This is a genomic window from Rouxiella sp. S1S-2, from assembly GCF_009208105.1.
Classification (GTDB): domain Bacteria; phylum Pseudomonadota; class Gammaproteobacteria; order Enterobacterales; family Enterobacteriaceae; genus Rouxiella.
In genome coordinates this window covers 1,331,413-1,344,968 of the sequence record NZ_WFKL01000001.1, presented here as the reverse complement: position 1 = coordinate 1,344,968, position 13,556 = coordinate 1,331,413, and the positions used below count along the sequence as shown (strand labels likewise).

Genomic DNA, 13,556 nt, shown 5'->3' with positions numbered 1-13,556 from the left:
GTGGTGAATACTTCAGTCTAACAAAATGAATAAAAAATTTCATTTCGTTTGACCCTGAGTCGGAATGAGCCGTTCGCGGCACCCTACCCCGTTGTAACCCGTAGCGCGCACCGCCGCTATCCAGGCGGCAATATCCACATCGCTTCTCCTGGCTGATAATCGCGCTGTCCCCATTCGCTCCACTCTTCTCCAATATGCGCCAGGCGGCCATCACAGAAATGTTAGCAATGGCTTACCTATACAACCTTGTCCGTTTTTAGCTGCTGTATAACATACACTGTGCACAGAACGAAACAAACAAGCCATTTTTATATCCAATGGAATACTAATATCGTGATAGCCATCAAATTAAATGATGGAAAAACATCAAGGCGATGCAGGTCGTTCTCGGCATGCTATCTCGACTGGCTAAAGCGTTCGTTCAATCGTAAGCAAAGCACATAGAAGGCCTCAAGCAGAGCTTCAAGATTCGTCTCTTCATCAAAACAGGCATCGTCCACCAGCGCTTTCAACTCATAGCCTTCGCTGCCTAATCCCAGCACCGGCTGGCCCGTCACCACCCAGCAAATAGCCTCCTGCAACTCCTCCCATAGCTCGGTTCCCCAGGAAGAAAGCGTTGAACTGTCCATCCAGCTCAGCGCGCTCCACAGCCACAGCCTTTCATCAATCACGGAGAAAAACAGGCTTGGAATATTGGAAAAACTGATCTCTATAGTAGAGTGCGCATCGAACTGATGGGATTCAACGGGATATCCCATGTTGCTCAGGGTTTTACGCAAACGCTCTGCAATGTTGTAGTGCATGTAATCTATCCTTAGAATTCATAAATAATTAGTGAAAAACAGCAACCTGCCACGGCGTACAAGCTAAATCGGTTCTGTCTTATTAACAGCTATAAATCGCTCAAATAGGAGGAAAAATGCACCCTGAGCTCAAACACAGTTTTTCTGTTGAGATACGCGTTGATAAGCCAACGGTCATTAATGCCACCGCAGACGGCGGAAAACGCCAGCTTATTGCTATTGTGGAGGGGAAGGTCACCGGCAGATTAACGGGTTCTGTCTTGCCGGGCGGCATTGACAGCCAAATCGTGCATCCAGATGGTACCTGCCACCTTTCGGCGCGCTATGGCCTGCAAACCCGCCAAGGCTGTGTTTACATTGAAAACAACGGTATTCGCCGTATCCCTGAGGAATGGCGCAATAAATTGTTTGGGGAAGACATGTCTTTCTTCAACCAGATCCCGCCTGAAGAAATCTATTTCAAAGCAGTACCTAAATTTGAAGTTTATAGTGAAGCACTGCGCTGGATGACCGAATCGATTTTCATCTGCACCGGACAACGCACCGCAGAGGGGGTTTCGCTGAAGTTTTATGAGCTTTTATAGGTAGAGCTTTGCCGTCGTGCTGTTATTCATCTCTCGTTGGCAAGCCGTGTGGCATAAAATTCGGCAAGTCCTTCATCTGCGCCCTTGGTGAAACAAGCCACGGTTATCGGATCATCGCGGTCGGGAAAATGATAGACCGCGTTTACGCAGAATGGTCCGGCGCCTGAATGGCCAATGGCCCTTATCCCCTGCTCTACTTTGCCGCTCATCAGCCCCAAACTGTAGCCACACTCGGTCCACGGCCGTCCAGGGATCACACCGCCTAACGGATAGCGTACCAGCATTTGTTCACGCAGGGTCTCACTCAGTAATTCACCACTAAACAGCGCGTGCAAAATTTTGGCGGCGTCGTTTGCGGTTCCCGTCAGGCAGCCATGATAGACCCAACCAGGATGATACTGCGCGGCGGCCTGCCAATGCAGACTTGCAAACTGTTTTTGCGTAGTGGCAAGCTCAACGCTCTGTAAACCCAGCGGAGTAACAATTAACTTCTCCAGCAAATCTGCAAAACGTTGCCCTGAGGCGGACTCAAGATGTTCACGGGCCAGCATATAGCCGACGTTGGAATAGGCCCATCCGCCGCCCGGAGGAAACAGCGTACCTTTCTCCCTTACGGCGGCCAACAGTTTTTCTCGCGGCCAGGGCAATTGCTGAGCTGCAACGTCGCGATGATAATCGGCAATCTGCCCGTAGTCAGCAATACCGGCGGTATGCTGGAGCAATTGACGCAGCGTATAGGCTTCACCATCAAGGTGAGTATCGAGCTCAACTACACCAATTTCAGAAAGCTTTAAGGCACAAATGGCAATAACGGTTTTGGTAAAACTCCAATAAGGAAAACGAGCCGTCACTTGTGCACTTGCGTCTTGATGACCTTCACGCGTAATCCAACTCCAATGAAACGCCTTATCTGACATATTCATTTCTCATTAATCAGGCCCTACCGATTAAGTTAAACAATATTCCCATCAACGTCATCCAATATATTATAAAAAAACGAGCATAATTATTTATCTTCTGGCTAACGGAGTAGATAGGTCTACACTGCCAATATCCATAACAAAAAGGAGGTTATTGTGTTTAATCTAAAAGAAGTCAAATCGACCATTGAAAATGACAGATATAATTTCACAAAAAGACTTATTTCATACATCAACCAACAAACGCCCTGTAATATTGAAGGAAGTGTTATTGATATCGATAAAATCTTGAGCGATGCCTATGATGAAAATTCTTTAGATGCGCAAAAAGTGATTCACAATGCGCTATTTATGATTTACCAAATAAATTTATGCAACCCATTATCTACCGCCGCCACGCATCAATATGATCCTATCTTGCTCAGCATCAGAAATAAAATTGAAACCCGATGGCTCTCGCACGAATTTACCGACCTGCAGAGTATTAACCTTTCTTCCGGTTATGAAAACTGCGCTAAATTCTTGATAAATCTTTGGAGAAACCACAACGCCTCTCATCACCCATTGTTCGATTTTATAGAGAAAGAAGCGACAGAAGAACAACTTTATCTATTTCTAAAGAGTGACAGCGCCCTTAATTTGCTTTTTTTCGACCTGGTAGCTTATACGCTAATTGGTGCACCACCGGAAACCCGAGCGACTATCAGTGAAAATATCTGGGATGAAGTCGGTCACGGAGATAACGACTTTACTCACGTAAATCTGTATAAGGACCTGCTTGAGAGGCGAGCTATTTCCCTGCCGGAGAGCCATTATATTGAGCTGTATGGGGTGGAGGCGATTGCAGGACATAATGCTTTTATGCTCGGAGGCATTAACCGCCGCCATTACTACAAGCTACTCGGCGTAATGGCAATGACCGAAGTACTCGACCCACCACAATATTCAAAACTGGTAAAAGGCTGCACACGACTCGGGCTCACGGTCAGAGACATACATTATTATACCGAACACATCGAGGTCGATATCAAACACGGCGAAGACTGGCTTTATAAGGTCATTAATGTAATTACCCAACAACACCCTGAGGCAGCAAACGAGTTTTACCTTGGCAGTGTATTACGATTAAATACGGCTGAAAAATATTATGACAACTTACTTAGCGAATTTAAAAAAATATAATCAACATGCAAAAAGTTACATATTCAGTGGCCTTAGGGCCACTCCAGGAAAAAAATGCCTTATTTATTACTGATTTTAGCGACACTTTTTTGGGGGGGTAATTATGTTGCCGGTCATATGCTGGTCAGCACGGTTAATCCCTATTTATTAAGCCTGATTCGTTGGGGGCTCACTTCGGCACTGATGTTTTCACTCTATTGGCAAACCATCAAAAATGAGTGGCACTACCTGACAGAAAATCTGCTAATAAATTCACTCTACGCTTTTTTGGGCCAGGTTTGCTTCCCTCTCACCCTATACATTGGACTGCAGTATACAAGCGCCTTGAACGCCGCCATCTATATCTCCGTTACACCCTGCCTGGTCATCATCATAAATTTTTTGTTTTTTCACGAAAAGATTACCCGCAGGAATATCGTCGGTGCTGGTGTCAGCACGGCAGGCGTTATCTATCTGGCTTATGCTAATGCCAGAGGGGGTTCATCGTTTTCTGCATTTGGGGTCGGTGATATTCTCACCATTATATCGGCATTAAGCTGGGCGTTTTACTGCGCATTATTGAGATTGAAAGACAAGCGAGTGACCAATACCGCCTTTGTTGGCTTCTGCTCGTTAGTGGGTACGATTATTCTGCTGCCAATCTATCTTGGATACCGCTTGTTTTCACATGATGACTCACTGCTAACTCAGGCGATCAATTTCCCTACTGTTTTAGGCGTGCTATATCTCGTGATTTTCCCTTCATGGTTGGCTTATGTTTTTTGGAACAAAGGGGTATCGATGATAGGCACCACCCGCAGCGAGATATTTACCCATATTATCCCTGTTTCCGGCGGCCTGCTCAGTATCCTGTTATTAGGTGAGACCTTTCAAACCTATCATCTGATCTCACTCGTCCTTATCGTGTTTGGTATTACTTGCTGCTCGGGAAAAAGTAAACTGGAGTGATATGTGTGACGTTTTCAGTTATCGCCGATGTTAGATAACAAAACCTTTTTAACCCAAGCTTACTCCGGCTCCATCCAGGTGGTTTTGAAGTCAAACCAGCCGAGGTTATTAAGGTGGATACCCTGCGCCTGCTCGGGTCCTTTTAGGCGCATCCAGTGGTGGAAAAGCGGCTGAAGCCATCCCTCACCCACCACGTTTTGAACCAACTGCTGTGAGCTTAAAGTCTGCTCGCGCCACTGCTGTAACCATTCTAAAAAAAGCGAGTTATCTCCCCCCGAGAGGCAGTGTTTTAGAAGCGGCATGCCCAGCATCCATGCGCCCACATTCCACTCTTCGGGAACCGCGAAGTTCACCGTTCCCAGCCACAGGTCAGCCTCCGCGCCACCTGTTGCCCAGCGCTCATAGTCAAGCTCAAGCACCTCAAGTTCCACCCCCTCGGCGGCAAGAATTGTCTTCATGTCATTAGCCAACATAGAGTATTCAGGATGCTGCTCGTGATAGGCCAACCTCAACCTGGCAGGAAGATGCGGAGCCTGAGATTTTCCGGCATCCATGCAGTGAAACCACGAAGGCAACAGGCTTCCAGTGGGCACCCAAAACTGGCGGATAGGTTCAATAAGCTGCTGAATCAGTAAATTTGGATTGAGCTTTTCACGCAGCCAGCGGCGTTGCTCAATGGTTTTCCAATGTTCGGACCGGCTGTCACAGAGCAAGAAGTACCCGCCCCTTTCCAGAAACATTTCACTCGAAAGGTCGGAAGGTTTACCGGTAAAATTCACCGCGTGACCAGCAACGTAGTCCACATCACTAATACTCGAACTTAGCCAGGCCGCGGACTGCGCAGGTATAGCATTAGAAGAGGAGGCGCTTTTATCCGTTAATGACAGCGTTGCCAGGTCAGGCCACATCAATACCTCAACCTCGTCCAGCAGTGCCCTGAATCCAAAATAGTGGTCGAAAGCCTTCAATAACAGCCGCCAGTCGTTGTTTTCACTGACCTGATAAGGACCGGTTCCAATGGGGCGTGAAGCAAAATCGATGCGAGAGGCGTGGTCTGCTGGCAAAATCATCGCCGCGGGATGAGACAATAAAAGAGGAAGCTGTGCATCTGGCTGAGTAAGTTCGATCACAACGCTCAGCGATCCGCTCTGATAAATCTGCTTGATGTGAGAAAAAAGCGACTGTTGCGCGCAACGAGTCAACGACACCACCACGTCGAGACTCCCCAGTTCGCGACCGTCATGAAACTGCACGCCGGGGCGCAGGTAAAAACGCCATTGAAGTGGGTCAATTTGTCGCCATTGATGCGCAAGGTCTTGCTCAACGCCGCCACTTTTCTCGTTGATACGCGTTAGTCCGTTAAAAATCTGTCGAACCAGATGCAACTCGGAACGTCGTAGCGGCGTACCCGGATAAAGGTTAGGCATCGTTCGGTAGTAAGGCACTCTTATTGACTGATATTCATCGCGAATACTGTATCCAAGCTTACTGCGCAACAGTGAGGTCACCAGCTGTTTTTCATCGCCAAGCAGGTTAATCGCCTCGTCGAAATTGCCTTCATCCAATAGTTTATCGGCTTTTGCCACCAGCAGTTGGTGGGCATTTCTTAGCAGGACCAGTTGCGAACGATGGCCACGTCCGGCGACTGACTGCCAGTCAATCCACTCCAATTCCTGCATTTGAACCAGCAGACTGCGCATGTGCCTTTTGCTGCAATGAAGTTGGTCCGCCAACTCCTGAAGCGTGGTGCTCACCTTCTGCATCGGGAAAAAGTCCAGCAGGCGCAAATATTGCTGTTCAAGACGACGGCTTGGCATAAAAGAGGAACTCCAGACAGTAAAAGTCAGCAATTTTTAATATCACCTTTTTAAGCGATTATTTCTAAAATCGCAATAGCCGACGATCCGCATTTGTCTCGCCTCACCTGCGTATCAAAAAAAGTGAAATACAGGACTCAGTTATGACCAAACATTTGAACAAAGACACCACCATCTGCATGTCGCTCGCCGCCCGTCCGAGCAATTTCGGTACGCGTTTTCATAACTATCTCTACGATGCGTTGGATCTCGACTACTTGTACAAGGCATTTACCACGCAAGACCTCAAAGGGGCCATAGGTGGCGTACGCGCATTAGGCATTCGCGGCTGTGCGATTTCAATGCCGTTCAAAGAAGAGTGTATTCCTATGCTCGATGAACTGGACGCTTCGGCTAAAGCCATTAACTCTGTAAATACTATCGTTAATTCAAACGGTTACCTTAAAGCCTATAACACCGACTACATCGCAATTGCCACTCTGCTCAAGCAATATAAAGTTCCCAATGACTTCACTTTTGCCCTGCGCGGCAGCGGTGGCATGGCTAAAGCCGTGGCCTGTGCGCTGAAAGATGCCGGATTTAAACAGGGTTTTATCGTCGCCAAAAATGAAAAAACCGGCACTGATCTGGCCAAACTCTACGGCTTTGAATGGCGTAAAGATATGACCGATCTCAAACCTGACTTGCTGATTAACGCCACCCCCATTGGCATGGCGGGCGGTGAAGACGCCGACAAGCTTTCGTTCAGCGAGCAGCAAATCAATTCCGCACAGGTTATTTTTGAAGTGGTCGCCCTGCCTGCTGAAACGCCCCTGCTTAAATACGCAAAAAGTCAGAATAAAGCGGTGATTACCGGTTCTGAAGTGTTCGCGATTCAGGCGGTAGAGCAGTTTGTTCTTTACACCGGTGTTCGCCCTAACGACGAACTGTTCCAACAGGCGGCTAAACATGCACGTCAGGGTGCATAGCGTCGTCATTAAGCCTCAGTCTTTTATATAAAAAAAACCTGTCGATACTTGTATCCGATGACATAAAAATAGAAGGCGTACCCTATGAATAAAGGCATTTATAAGCATCTCATGACCGGCGTTTCACATATGTTACCTCTGGTTGTCGCCGGAGGATTGTGCATCGCCCTCTCCTTTGTCTTTGGCATTCAGGCGTTTAAAGAGCAAGGTACGCTGGCTGCCGCCCTCATGGACATCGGTGGTAAAGCTGCCTTTGCCCTGATGGTGCCGGTGCTGGCGGGATACATCGCCTTTTCTATCGCCGACAGACCGGGGCTCGCACCGGGATTAGTCGGCGGCATGCTGGCAAGCCTGGGTGGAGCAGGTTTTTTAGGCGGCATTGTGGCCGGTTTTCTCGCCGGTTATACCGCTAAGTTTCTGGTTGAAAAAGTCAAACTTCCCGCCGATATGGAAGCCTTAAAACCGGTATTAGTGGTGCCCTTACTGGCAACGCTGTTCACCGGTTTGGTGATGATTTATGTCGTCGGGGGTCCAGTGGCAGCAGCCATGAGCGCATTAACCACCTTCCTGGCGGGCATGACCACCGCCAATGCCGTACTGCTCGGGGTGTTGCTCGGCGCGATGCAGTGTTTCGACCTAGGCGGACCCGTTAACAAGGCAGCCTACACCTTCGGCGTGGGGCTTCTCGCCTCGCAAACCTATGGCCCGATGGCCGCAATTATGGCCGCAGGAATGGTACCGGCACTGGGAATGGGTGTGGCGACCTGGTTGGCCAAATCCAAATTTACCCAATCCGAGCGTGAAGCAGGAAAAGCCTCATTTGTGCTCGGTCTGTGCTTTATTTCCGAGGGCGCGATCCCCTTTGCGGCAAGGGATCCGATGCGGGTTATCCCCTCAACGATGGCGGGTGGTGCTTTGGCGGGAGGCCTTTCCATGTTTTTTGGCTGCACGCTAATGGCGCCGCACGGAGGGCTTTTTGTTCTTGCCATCCCCCACGCCGTGGGCAACGTGGGGATGTATCTACTGTCAATTATTGCTGGAACGGCAGTGACGGGCGTGATGTATTCGGTATTAAAACCGGCAATGGTTGAAGTTAAGGAGGAGGCAGAAGTGGCGGAAGGGAGTTCCGCTTTTAGAGTGGGAAATTAGATCATATCCACATTGCCGACTATGCTTAAGGATAAGCTTATATTTCAATACGGTAAGGAAAAATCAATGATGGATAATGCGCATAAAAGACTCACTCGAGGCATCAATCATATCGGTCTGACAGTGCCAGATTTGGAGCAGGCGACTGCATTTTTTAAACAGGCATTGGATGCAAAGTTTGTTTATAACGGTCTGACAACCGACGATGAGCCGCGAAAAGGGGCAACAACGGAGAAACAGTTGGGCCTCTCAACGGGTACGAGGGTTATCAAGCAACGTCTGCTACGCATTGGTAATGGTGCGAATCTGGAGCTGTTCGAGATAGTCAGCAACAAGCAGGCATCTCCGGTAGGTCTTGAAGATATTGGCTGGAATCACATCTGCTTTTATGTGGATGACATTGAATATACGATTAAAAGCGTGACGTCTGCGGGCGGCACGCTTCTTTCCGAAGTCCATGAAAACTCCCGCCATGAAGATACCGAAGGCAACGCCAGCGTTTACTTTACCACCCCTTGGGGCAGTCTGGTCGAGCTGCAGTCAATCCCCAACGGCTACTATTACCCAGAAAACAGCGAAACCGAAACGTGGATCCCGCAGGCAGACTCTCAATAAAATCCGCCGAGCGTTGACATAATCTTTAAACAACTCACATTAGGGATCAGCAAGCTGAATCGATATCAAATTCTTTGATCCCTAAAATCGTCACTCACATCTTATTATGAAATATGCTGCTTAAATCATCATAAATCGTGATATACCCCTCATTTCAATCAGCTTATTCACCTAAATATCTCGCAGGTGATACCCCTCACATATTTACCGCCCTTAACTTTGTAGTCTGCCCTTGGTTTAAGCTAAATCAATTCAGCTAAAGGAAGAGAATAATGAAAAAGCGTATTCTGGCAGGGGTAATTCTGGCATTAATCAGCTCACAGGTGGCGGCAAAAAGTTGGATGCTGACCGATGCTGACACCAGTACGGAAAAGGGAAATTGGCAGATAAACAGCTCACAGCTGAAGTTAGGTAATGAACCTTTCAGCATTGAGCAAAAGGTGCTTCACGGCGGTAAACAGGAGGGATCGAAGGTTATCACGTTGACCAGTAAAAATGGCCTGACTATCATGCTAAGCCCGACGCGGGGTATGGACCTGCTGCGCGTAACCGGACACGGCGTGCGCCTTGGTTGGGATTCGCCGGTCAATGAAGTGGTGAATCCTGCTTATATAAATCTTGAAAGCCGTAACGGCCTTGGCTGGCTGGAAGGTTTCAATGAGATGATGGTGCGCTGCGGATTCGAATGGACCGGCCATCCGGTCACCAAAGACGGTGTAATTTATACTCTGCACGGCAAGGCAGGAAATACGCCGGCTTCAAAAGTTGAAGTGATTGTTGATGATAAAGCGCCGCACGAAATCCGCATTCGCGGCCTGCTGAAAGAGCACACATTTAAGAAAGCTAACCTCGAGACCTGGACCGAACTCCGCTATGTGCCGGGCAGTGACTCGTTTACGGTTCATGACGTATTGACCAATAAAGCAGACTATCCGCACGACTATCAGATTATCTATCACAGTAACTTCGGCACGCCTATCCTTGAAGAAAATGCGCGGTTTATCGCTCCGCTGGAGTCGGTATCACCGTTCAATGAATATGCCAAAAAAGGATTAGACCACTGGGCAACCTACGGCGCGCCGACCAAAGACTTCGATGAGATGGTGTTTAACCTGAAGCCCAAAGCAGACAGCAGCGGTAAAACATTAGCCGCGGTGATTAACAGTAAGGGTGATAAGGGTGCATCGATTGAATTTGATACCCATCAGTTGCCGCTGCTCACTATGTGGAAAAACACCGACACCTTGAAACAAGGTTACGTTACCGGCATTGAGCCTGGCACCAACTATGCTTATCCGGTCACTATCGAGAAAGAGCAGGGGCGCGTTAAGCAATTGCAGGCGGGACAAAGCACAGAATTCACGCTGACCTATTCGTTGCTTAAAGATGCCGCTGCTGTTTCGAAAGTGGAACAGCGAGTAAAAGATATTCAGGGCAATGAGTCGGTAAAAGTGGATGAAAAGCCGATTGCCGTAGAGTAAGGCGCGCTCAATACGTAGGCAGACGCGATCCATTTTCGTCTTAATTATTTAAGTATCTGAAAAGAGAAAAACCGGTGTCGCATTATGCTTCACCGGTTTTTTTAGCCTCAGGCTGTAGAAAGAAATAGCCCGCGAACTTAGCCGTTAAGGGCTAAGGTCTCACTAAATCATCCCCGTAACCGATCCACTTATAAGTGGTCAGTGCTTCGAGGCCCATCGGCCCTCGGGCGTGGAGTTTTTGGGTGCTTACCGCCACTTCAGCGCCCAGGCCAAATTGGCCGCCGTCGGTGAAGCGCGTGCTGGCGTTAACGTACACTGCCGAGGAGTCAACCTCGTTAACAAAGCGCTCCGCGCTGCTGATTGAACGCGTCAAAATGGCGTCGGAATGCTCGGTGCCGTAGTGACGGATGTGCGCCACGGCGGCCTCGAGGTCTTCCACCACGGTAACGTTGAGATCCAATGACAGCCACTCGTCCTGATAGTCTTCGTCTTTCACTTCAACGACAGTGGCAGGTCCGTTTTTAAGCCAAGGCAACGCGGAAACGCTGGCGTGCAAAGTGACGCCTGCAGCCTGCATCTTCTCGCTAAGCGCAGGCAGGAAGCGGCTGGCAATCGCTTCATGCACCAGTAGCGTCTCGAGGCTGTTACAGGCGCTCGGGCGCTGTACTTTGGCGCTTTCAATTACCGTCAGCGCTTTGTCGAAATCAACGCTTTCATCAACAAAGGTGTGACACACGCCAATGCCGCCGGTGATGACCGGAATAGTCGACTGCTCGCGGCACAGTTTATGCAACGCAGCACCACCGCGCGGGATAAGCATGTCGATGTATTTATCAAGGCGCAGCATCTCGGCCACCAGCGCGCGGTCCGGGCTTTGAATAGCCTGAACGGCGGCGCCGGGCAGTCCACACTGTTCAAGCGCTTTCTGAATAACGTTTACCGTTGCCAAATTAGTATGATGCGTCTCTTTACCGCCGCGCAGAATGACGGCGTTGCCGGTTTTCAAACACAGGCTGGCAACGTCAATGGTGACGTTGGGACGCGCTTCATAAATCACGCCGACGACGCCAAGCGGCACGCGTCGACGCTGCAGCTTTAATCCGCTGTCCATCTGCGCGCCGTCGATCACTTGACCCACCGGGTCACTGAGGCGGCACACGTCGCGCACGTCGTTGGCAATGGCGGTCAGGCGTGCCGGGGTCAACAGCAGGCGGTCGAGCAGTGACTCTTTCATGCCGTTTTCGCGCGCGGCGGCCATGTCGAGTTCGTTAGCCTGAATAATGCTCTGGCTGTTGGCCTCAAGCATGTCGGCAATCAGCATCAGCGCGGCATTTTTTTGCGCGGTGCTCAATGTAGAAAGCTGGTAAGACGCCTGTCTGGCGGCTTTGCCCATTTGCTCCAACATAAATACTCCTTAACTAACGATCATATCGTCGCGGTGAACGGCAACAGGACCGTATTCATATCCGAGAATATCGTTGATTTGCTGGGAGTGGTGCCCGGCAATCATGCGCATTGCATCACTGTTATAGCGGCTGACGCCGTGTGCCAAATCGCGACCGGTAAGATTGCGAATGCGGATCACTTCGCCGCGCGAGAAATCACCTTTCACGTCGCGAATGCCTTTGGGCAGCAGCGAGCTACCGCGCTCGAGCATCGCGGAAACAGCGCCGTCATCAATGGTAATTTCACCGGCAGGCGGCGCACCAAAGATCCAACGTTTGCGGTTCTCTAACGGGGTTTCCATGGCATGAAAACGTGTGCCGACCGAGTTACCGGCTATCACATCGCCAACTACGCCAGGCAGGCTGCCCGCGGCAATAATCGTGTCGATACCGGCGCGGCATGCAATGTCGGCGGCCTGCAACTTAGTCGCCATACCGCCGGTGCCAAGCCCGGAGACGCTATCGCCGGCAATGCCGCGCAGTGCATCGTCGATACCGGTCACTTCGCGAATTAACTCCGCGTCGGGGTTGGTACGCGGATCGGCGGTAAACAGGCCCGGCTGGTCGGTCAACAGCAGCAGTTTATCGGCACCGGCCAAAATGGCGGCCAATGCGGAAAGATTGTCGTTATCGCCAACTTTAATTTCGGCAGTAGCGACCGCGTCATTCTCGTTAATCACCGGCACGATGTGGTTATCGAGCAACGCATTCATGGTGTCGCGGGCGTTGAGAAAGCGTTCGCGGTCTTCGAGATCAGCACGGGTCAGCAGCATCTGCCCAATGTGGATGCCATAAATAGAGAACAGCTGTTCCCACAGTTGAATCAAACGGCTCTGCCCTACCGCCGCCAATAGCTGCTTGGAGGCGATGGTGGCGGGGAGTTCGGGGTAGCCAAGATGTTCGCGTCCGGCCGCAATGGCGCCAGAAGTGACGATAACGATACGATGCCCTGCCGCATGTTGCTGAGCGCACTGGCGCACCAGTTCAACAATGTGGGCACGGTTAAGGCGGCGTGAGCCACCGGTGAGCACGCTGGTGCCCAGTTTTACAACCAACGTTTGGCTGCCACTCATAATCTTTCTGCCGTTTGTATTGAATTAAAATCGAAAGGTCGACGTCATCGCCTGTGCTGTATATCTAACAGCTGGAACGCGTTATGCCAACTGACATAACGCTAAATAATGACATACAATTGGGGTGGAGCGAAATCAGTCTTTACGCTGAAAGCTTGATGGGGTCTTTAGCAAAATCGTGTGCGGGTTCGAGCTTAAGTTCCATTTCCACAATCATGGCGTTCAGATTTTTGAAAAAGGTCTGTAGCGTAGTTTCAAGTTTATCGACCACTTCAGCATTTTTAATCTGTTGAGCTTTCCAATTGCCATCTTTGTCAAACAGGCCGTACTCGTAGATATAAGTAAATCTGTCACTTTCTGCCTGCAGCTCAATCCACCAGCCCCAAAACTCACGTTTTTCTGGTGCTGGCTTCACGTTTACGCAAACTGCCAGACAATCGAAGAAGAAACGCTCTTTTTCGCATTTCGCTTCGCGGATATAAGGCCCTAACGTGCCGAAACGTTTCATCAGTCTGCTTTTAGGATGACCACTAGGTAACGTCATGTACAATCTCCTTATGTAGGCCTCCAT

General features: G+C 49.6%; 12 protein-coding genes and 1 pseudogene. 7 read left to right on the top strand and 6 right to left on the bottom strand.

Annotated elements, in window-relative coordinates:
* Positions 1–395: 395 nt before the first annotated feature.
* Entirely contained in the window at positions 396–803 is a 408-nt protein-coding gene (locus GA565_RS06245; RefSeq protein WP_152197767.1) for a type III secretion apparatus InvB, read from the bottom strand.
* Positions 804–919: 116 nt separating this feature from the next.
* Here GA565_RS06245 and GA565_RS06240 point away from each other — a divergent pair, with 116 nt between their 5' ends.
* On the top strand, positions 920–1,387 hold the full coding sequence (locus GA565_RS06240; protein WP_152197766.1) for a DUF3237 domain-containing protein: 468 nt from the start codon (positions 920–922) through the stop codon (positions 1,385–1,387).
* A gap of 26 nt (positions 1,388–1,413) precedes the next feature.
* Here GA565_RS06240 and GA565_RS06235 read toward each other — a convergent pair whose 3' ends face one another.
* Entirely contained in the window at positions 1,414–2,304 is an 891-nt protein-coding gene (locus GA565_RS06235; RefSeq protein ID WP_152197765.1) for a serine hydrolase, read from the bottom strand.
* A gap of 159 nt (positions 2,305–2,463) precedes the next feature.
* Between GA565_RS06235 and GA565_RS06230 the strand changes: the two genes are divergently transcribed.
* On the top strand, positions 2,464–3,489 hold the full coding sequence (locus tag GA565_RS06230; protein ID WP_152197764.1) for an iron-containing redox enzyme family protein: 1,026 nt from the start codon (positions 2,464–2,466) through the stop codon (positions 3,487–3,489).
* A 54-nt stretch (positions 3,490–3,543) separates the two neighbouring features.
* On the top strand, positions 3,544–4,437 hold the full coding sequence (locus GA565_RS06225) for a DMT family transporter (RefSeq protein ID WP_152197763.1): 894 nt from the start codon (positions 3,544–3,546) through the stop codon (positions 4,435–4,437).
* A 59-nt stretch (positions 4,438–4,496) separates the two neighbouring features.
* Here the strand turns inward: GA565_RS06225 and GA565_RS06220 are convergent, their stop codons facing one another.
* On the bottom strand, positions 4,497–6,254 hold the full coding sequence (locus tag GA565_RS06220) for an SgrR family transcriptional regulator (protein ID WP_152197762.1): 1,758 nt from the start codon (positions 6,252–6,254) through the stop codon (positions 4,497–4,499).
* Positions 6,255–6,397: 143 nt separating this feature from the next.
* Here GA565_RS06220 and GA565_RS06215 point away from each other — a divergent pair, with 143 nt between their 5' ends.
* From GA565_RS06215 to GA565_RS06200, 4 genes and pseudogenes are all read left to right on the top strand, one after another.
* Complete coding sequence (locus tag GA565_RS06215; RefSeq protein WP_152197761.1) at positions 6,398–7,222, top strand: shikimate 5-dehydrogenase; 825 nt, start codon at positions 6,398–6,400, stop codon at positions 7,220–7,222.
* Positions 7,223–7,315: 93 nt separating this feature from the next.
* Positions 7,316–8,371, top strand: a pseudogene (locus tag GA565_RS06210) (fructose-specific PTS transporter subunit EIIC); the annotation flags it as partial.
* Positions 8,372–8,437: 66 nt separating this feature from the next.
* Positions 8,438–8,986, top strand: coding sequence for a VOC family protein (locus GA565_RS06205; protein WP_152197759.1), 549 nt, complete (start codon positions 8,438–8,440; stop codon positions 8,984–8,986).
* A 272-nt stretch (positions 8,987–9,258) separates the two neighbouring features.
* Positions 9,259–10,467: an aldose 1-epimerase family protein gene (locus GA565_RS06200; RefSeq protein WP_152197758.1), complete on the top strand. Its 1,209-nt coding sequence runs from the start codon at positions 9,259–9,261 to the stop codon at positions 10,465–10,467.
* 151 nt (positions 10,468–10,618) lie between these two features.
* Here the strand turns inward: GA565_RS06200 and proA are convergent, their stop codons facing one another.
* The 3 genes from proA to crl all read right to left on the bottom strand — a co-directional run bounded on the left by proA (position 10,619) and on the right by crl (position 13,529).
* Entirely contained in the window at positions 10,619–11,872 is a 1,254-nt protein-coding gene (proA, locus tag GA565_RS06195; protein ID WP_152197757.1) for a glutamate-5-semialdehyde dehydrogenase, read from the bottom strand.
* Between the two features lie 9 nt (positions 11,873–11,881).
* On the bottom strand, positions 11,882–12,985 hold the full coding sequence (gene proB / locus GA565_RS06190; protein WP_152197756.1) for a glutamate 5-kinase: 1,104 nt from the start codon (positions 12,983–12,985) through the stop codon (positions 11,882–11,884).
* 142 nt (positions 12,986–13,127) lie between these two features.
* Positions 13,128–13,529 (bottom strand): sigma factor-binding protein Crl, encoded by a 402-nt coding sequence (gene crl, locus GA565_RS06185; protein WP_152197755.1) that lies wholly within the window; start codon positions 13,527–13,529, stop codon positions 13,128–13,130.
* Positions 13,530–13,556 lie beyond the last annotated feature (27 nt).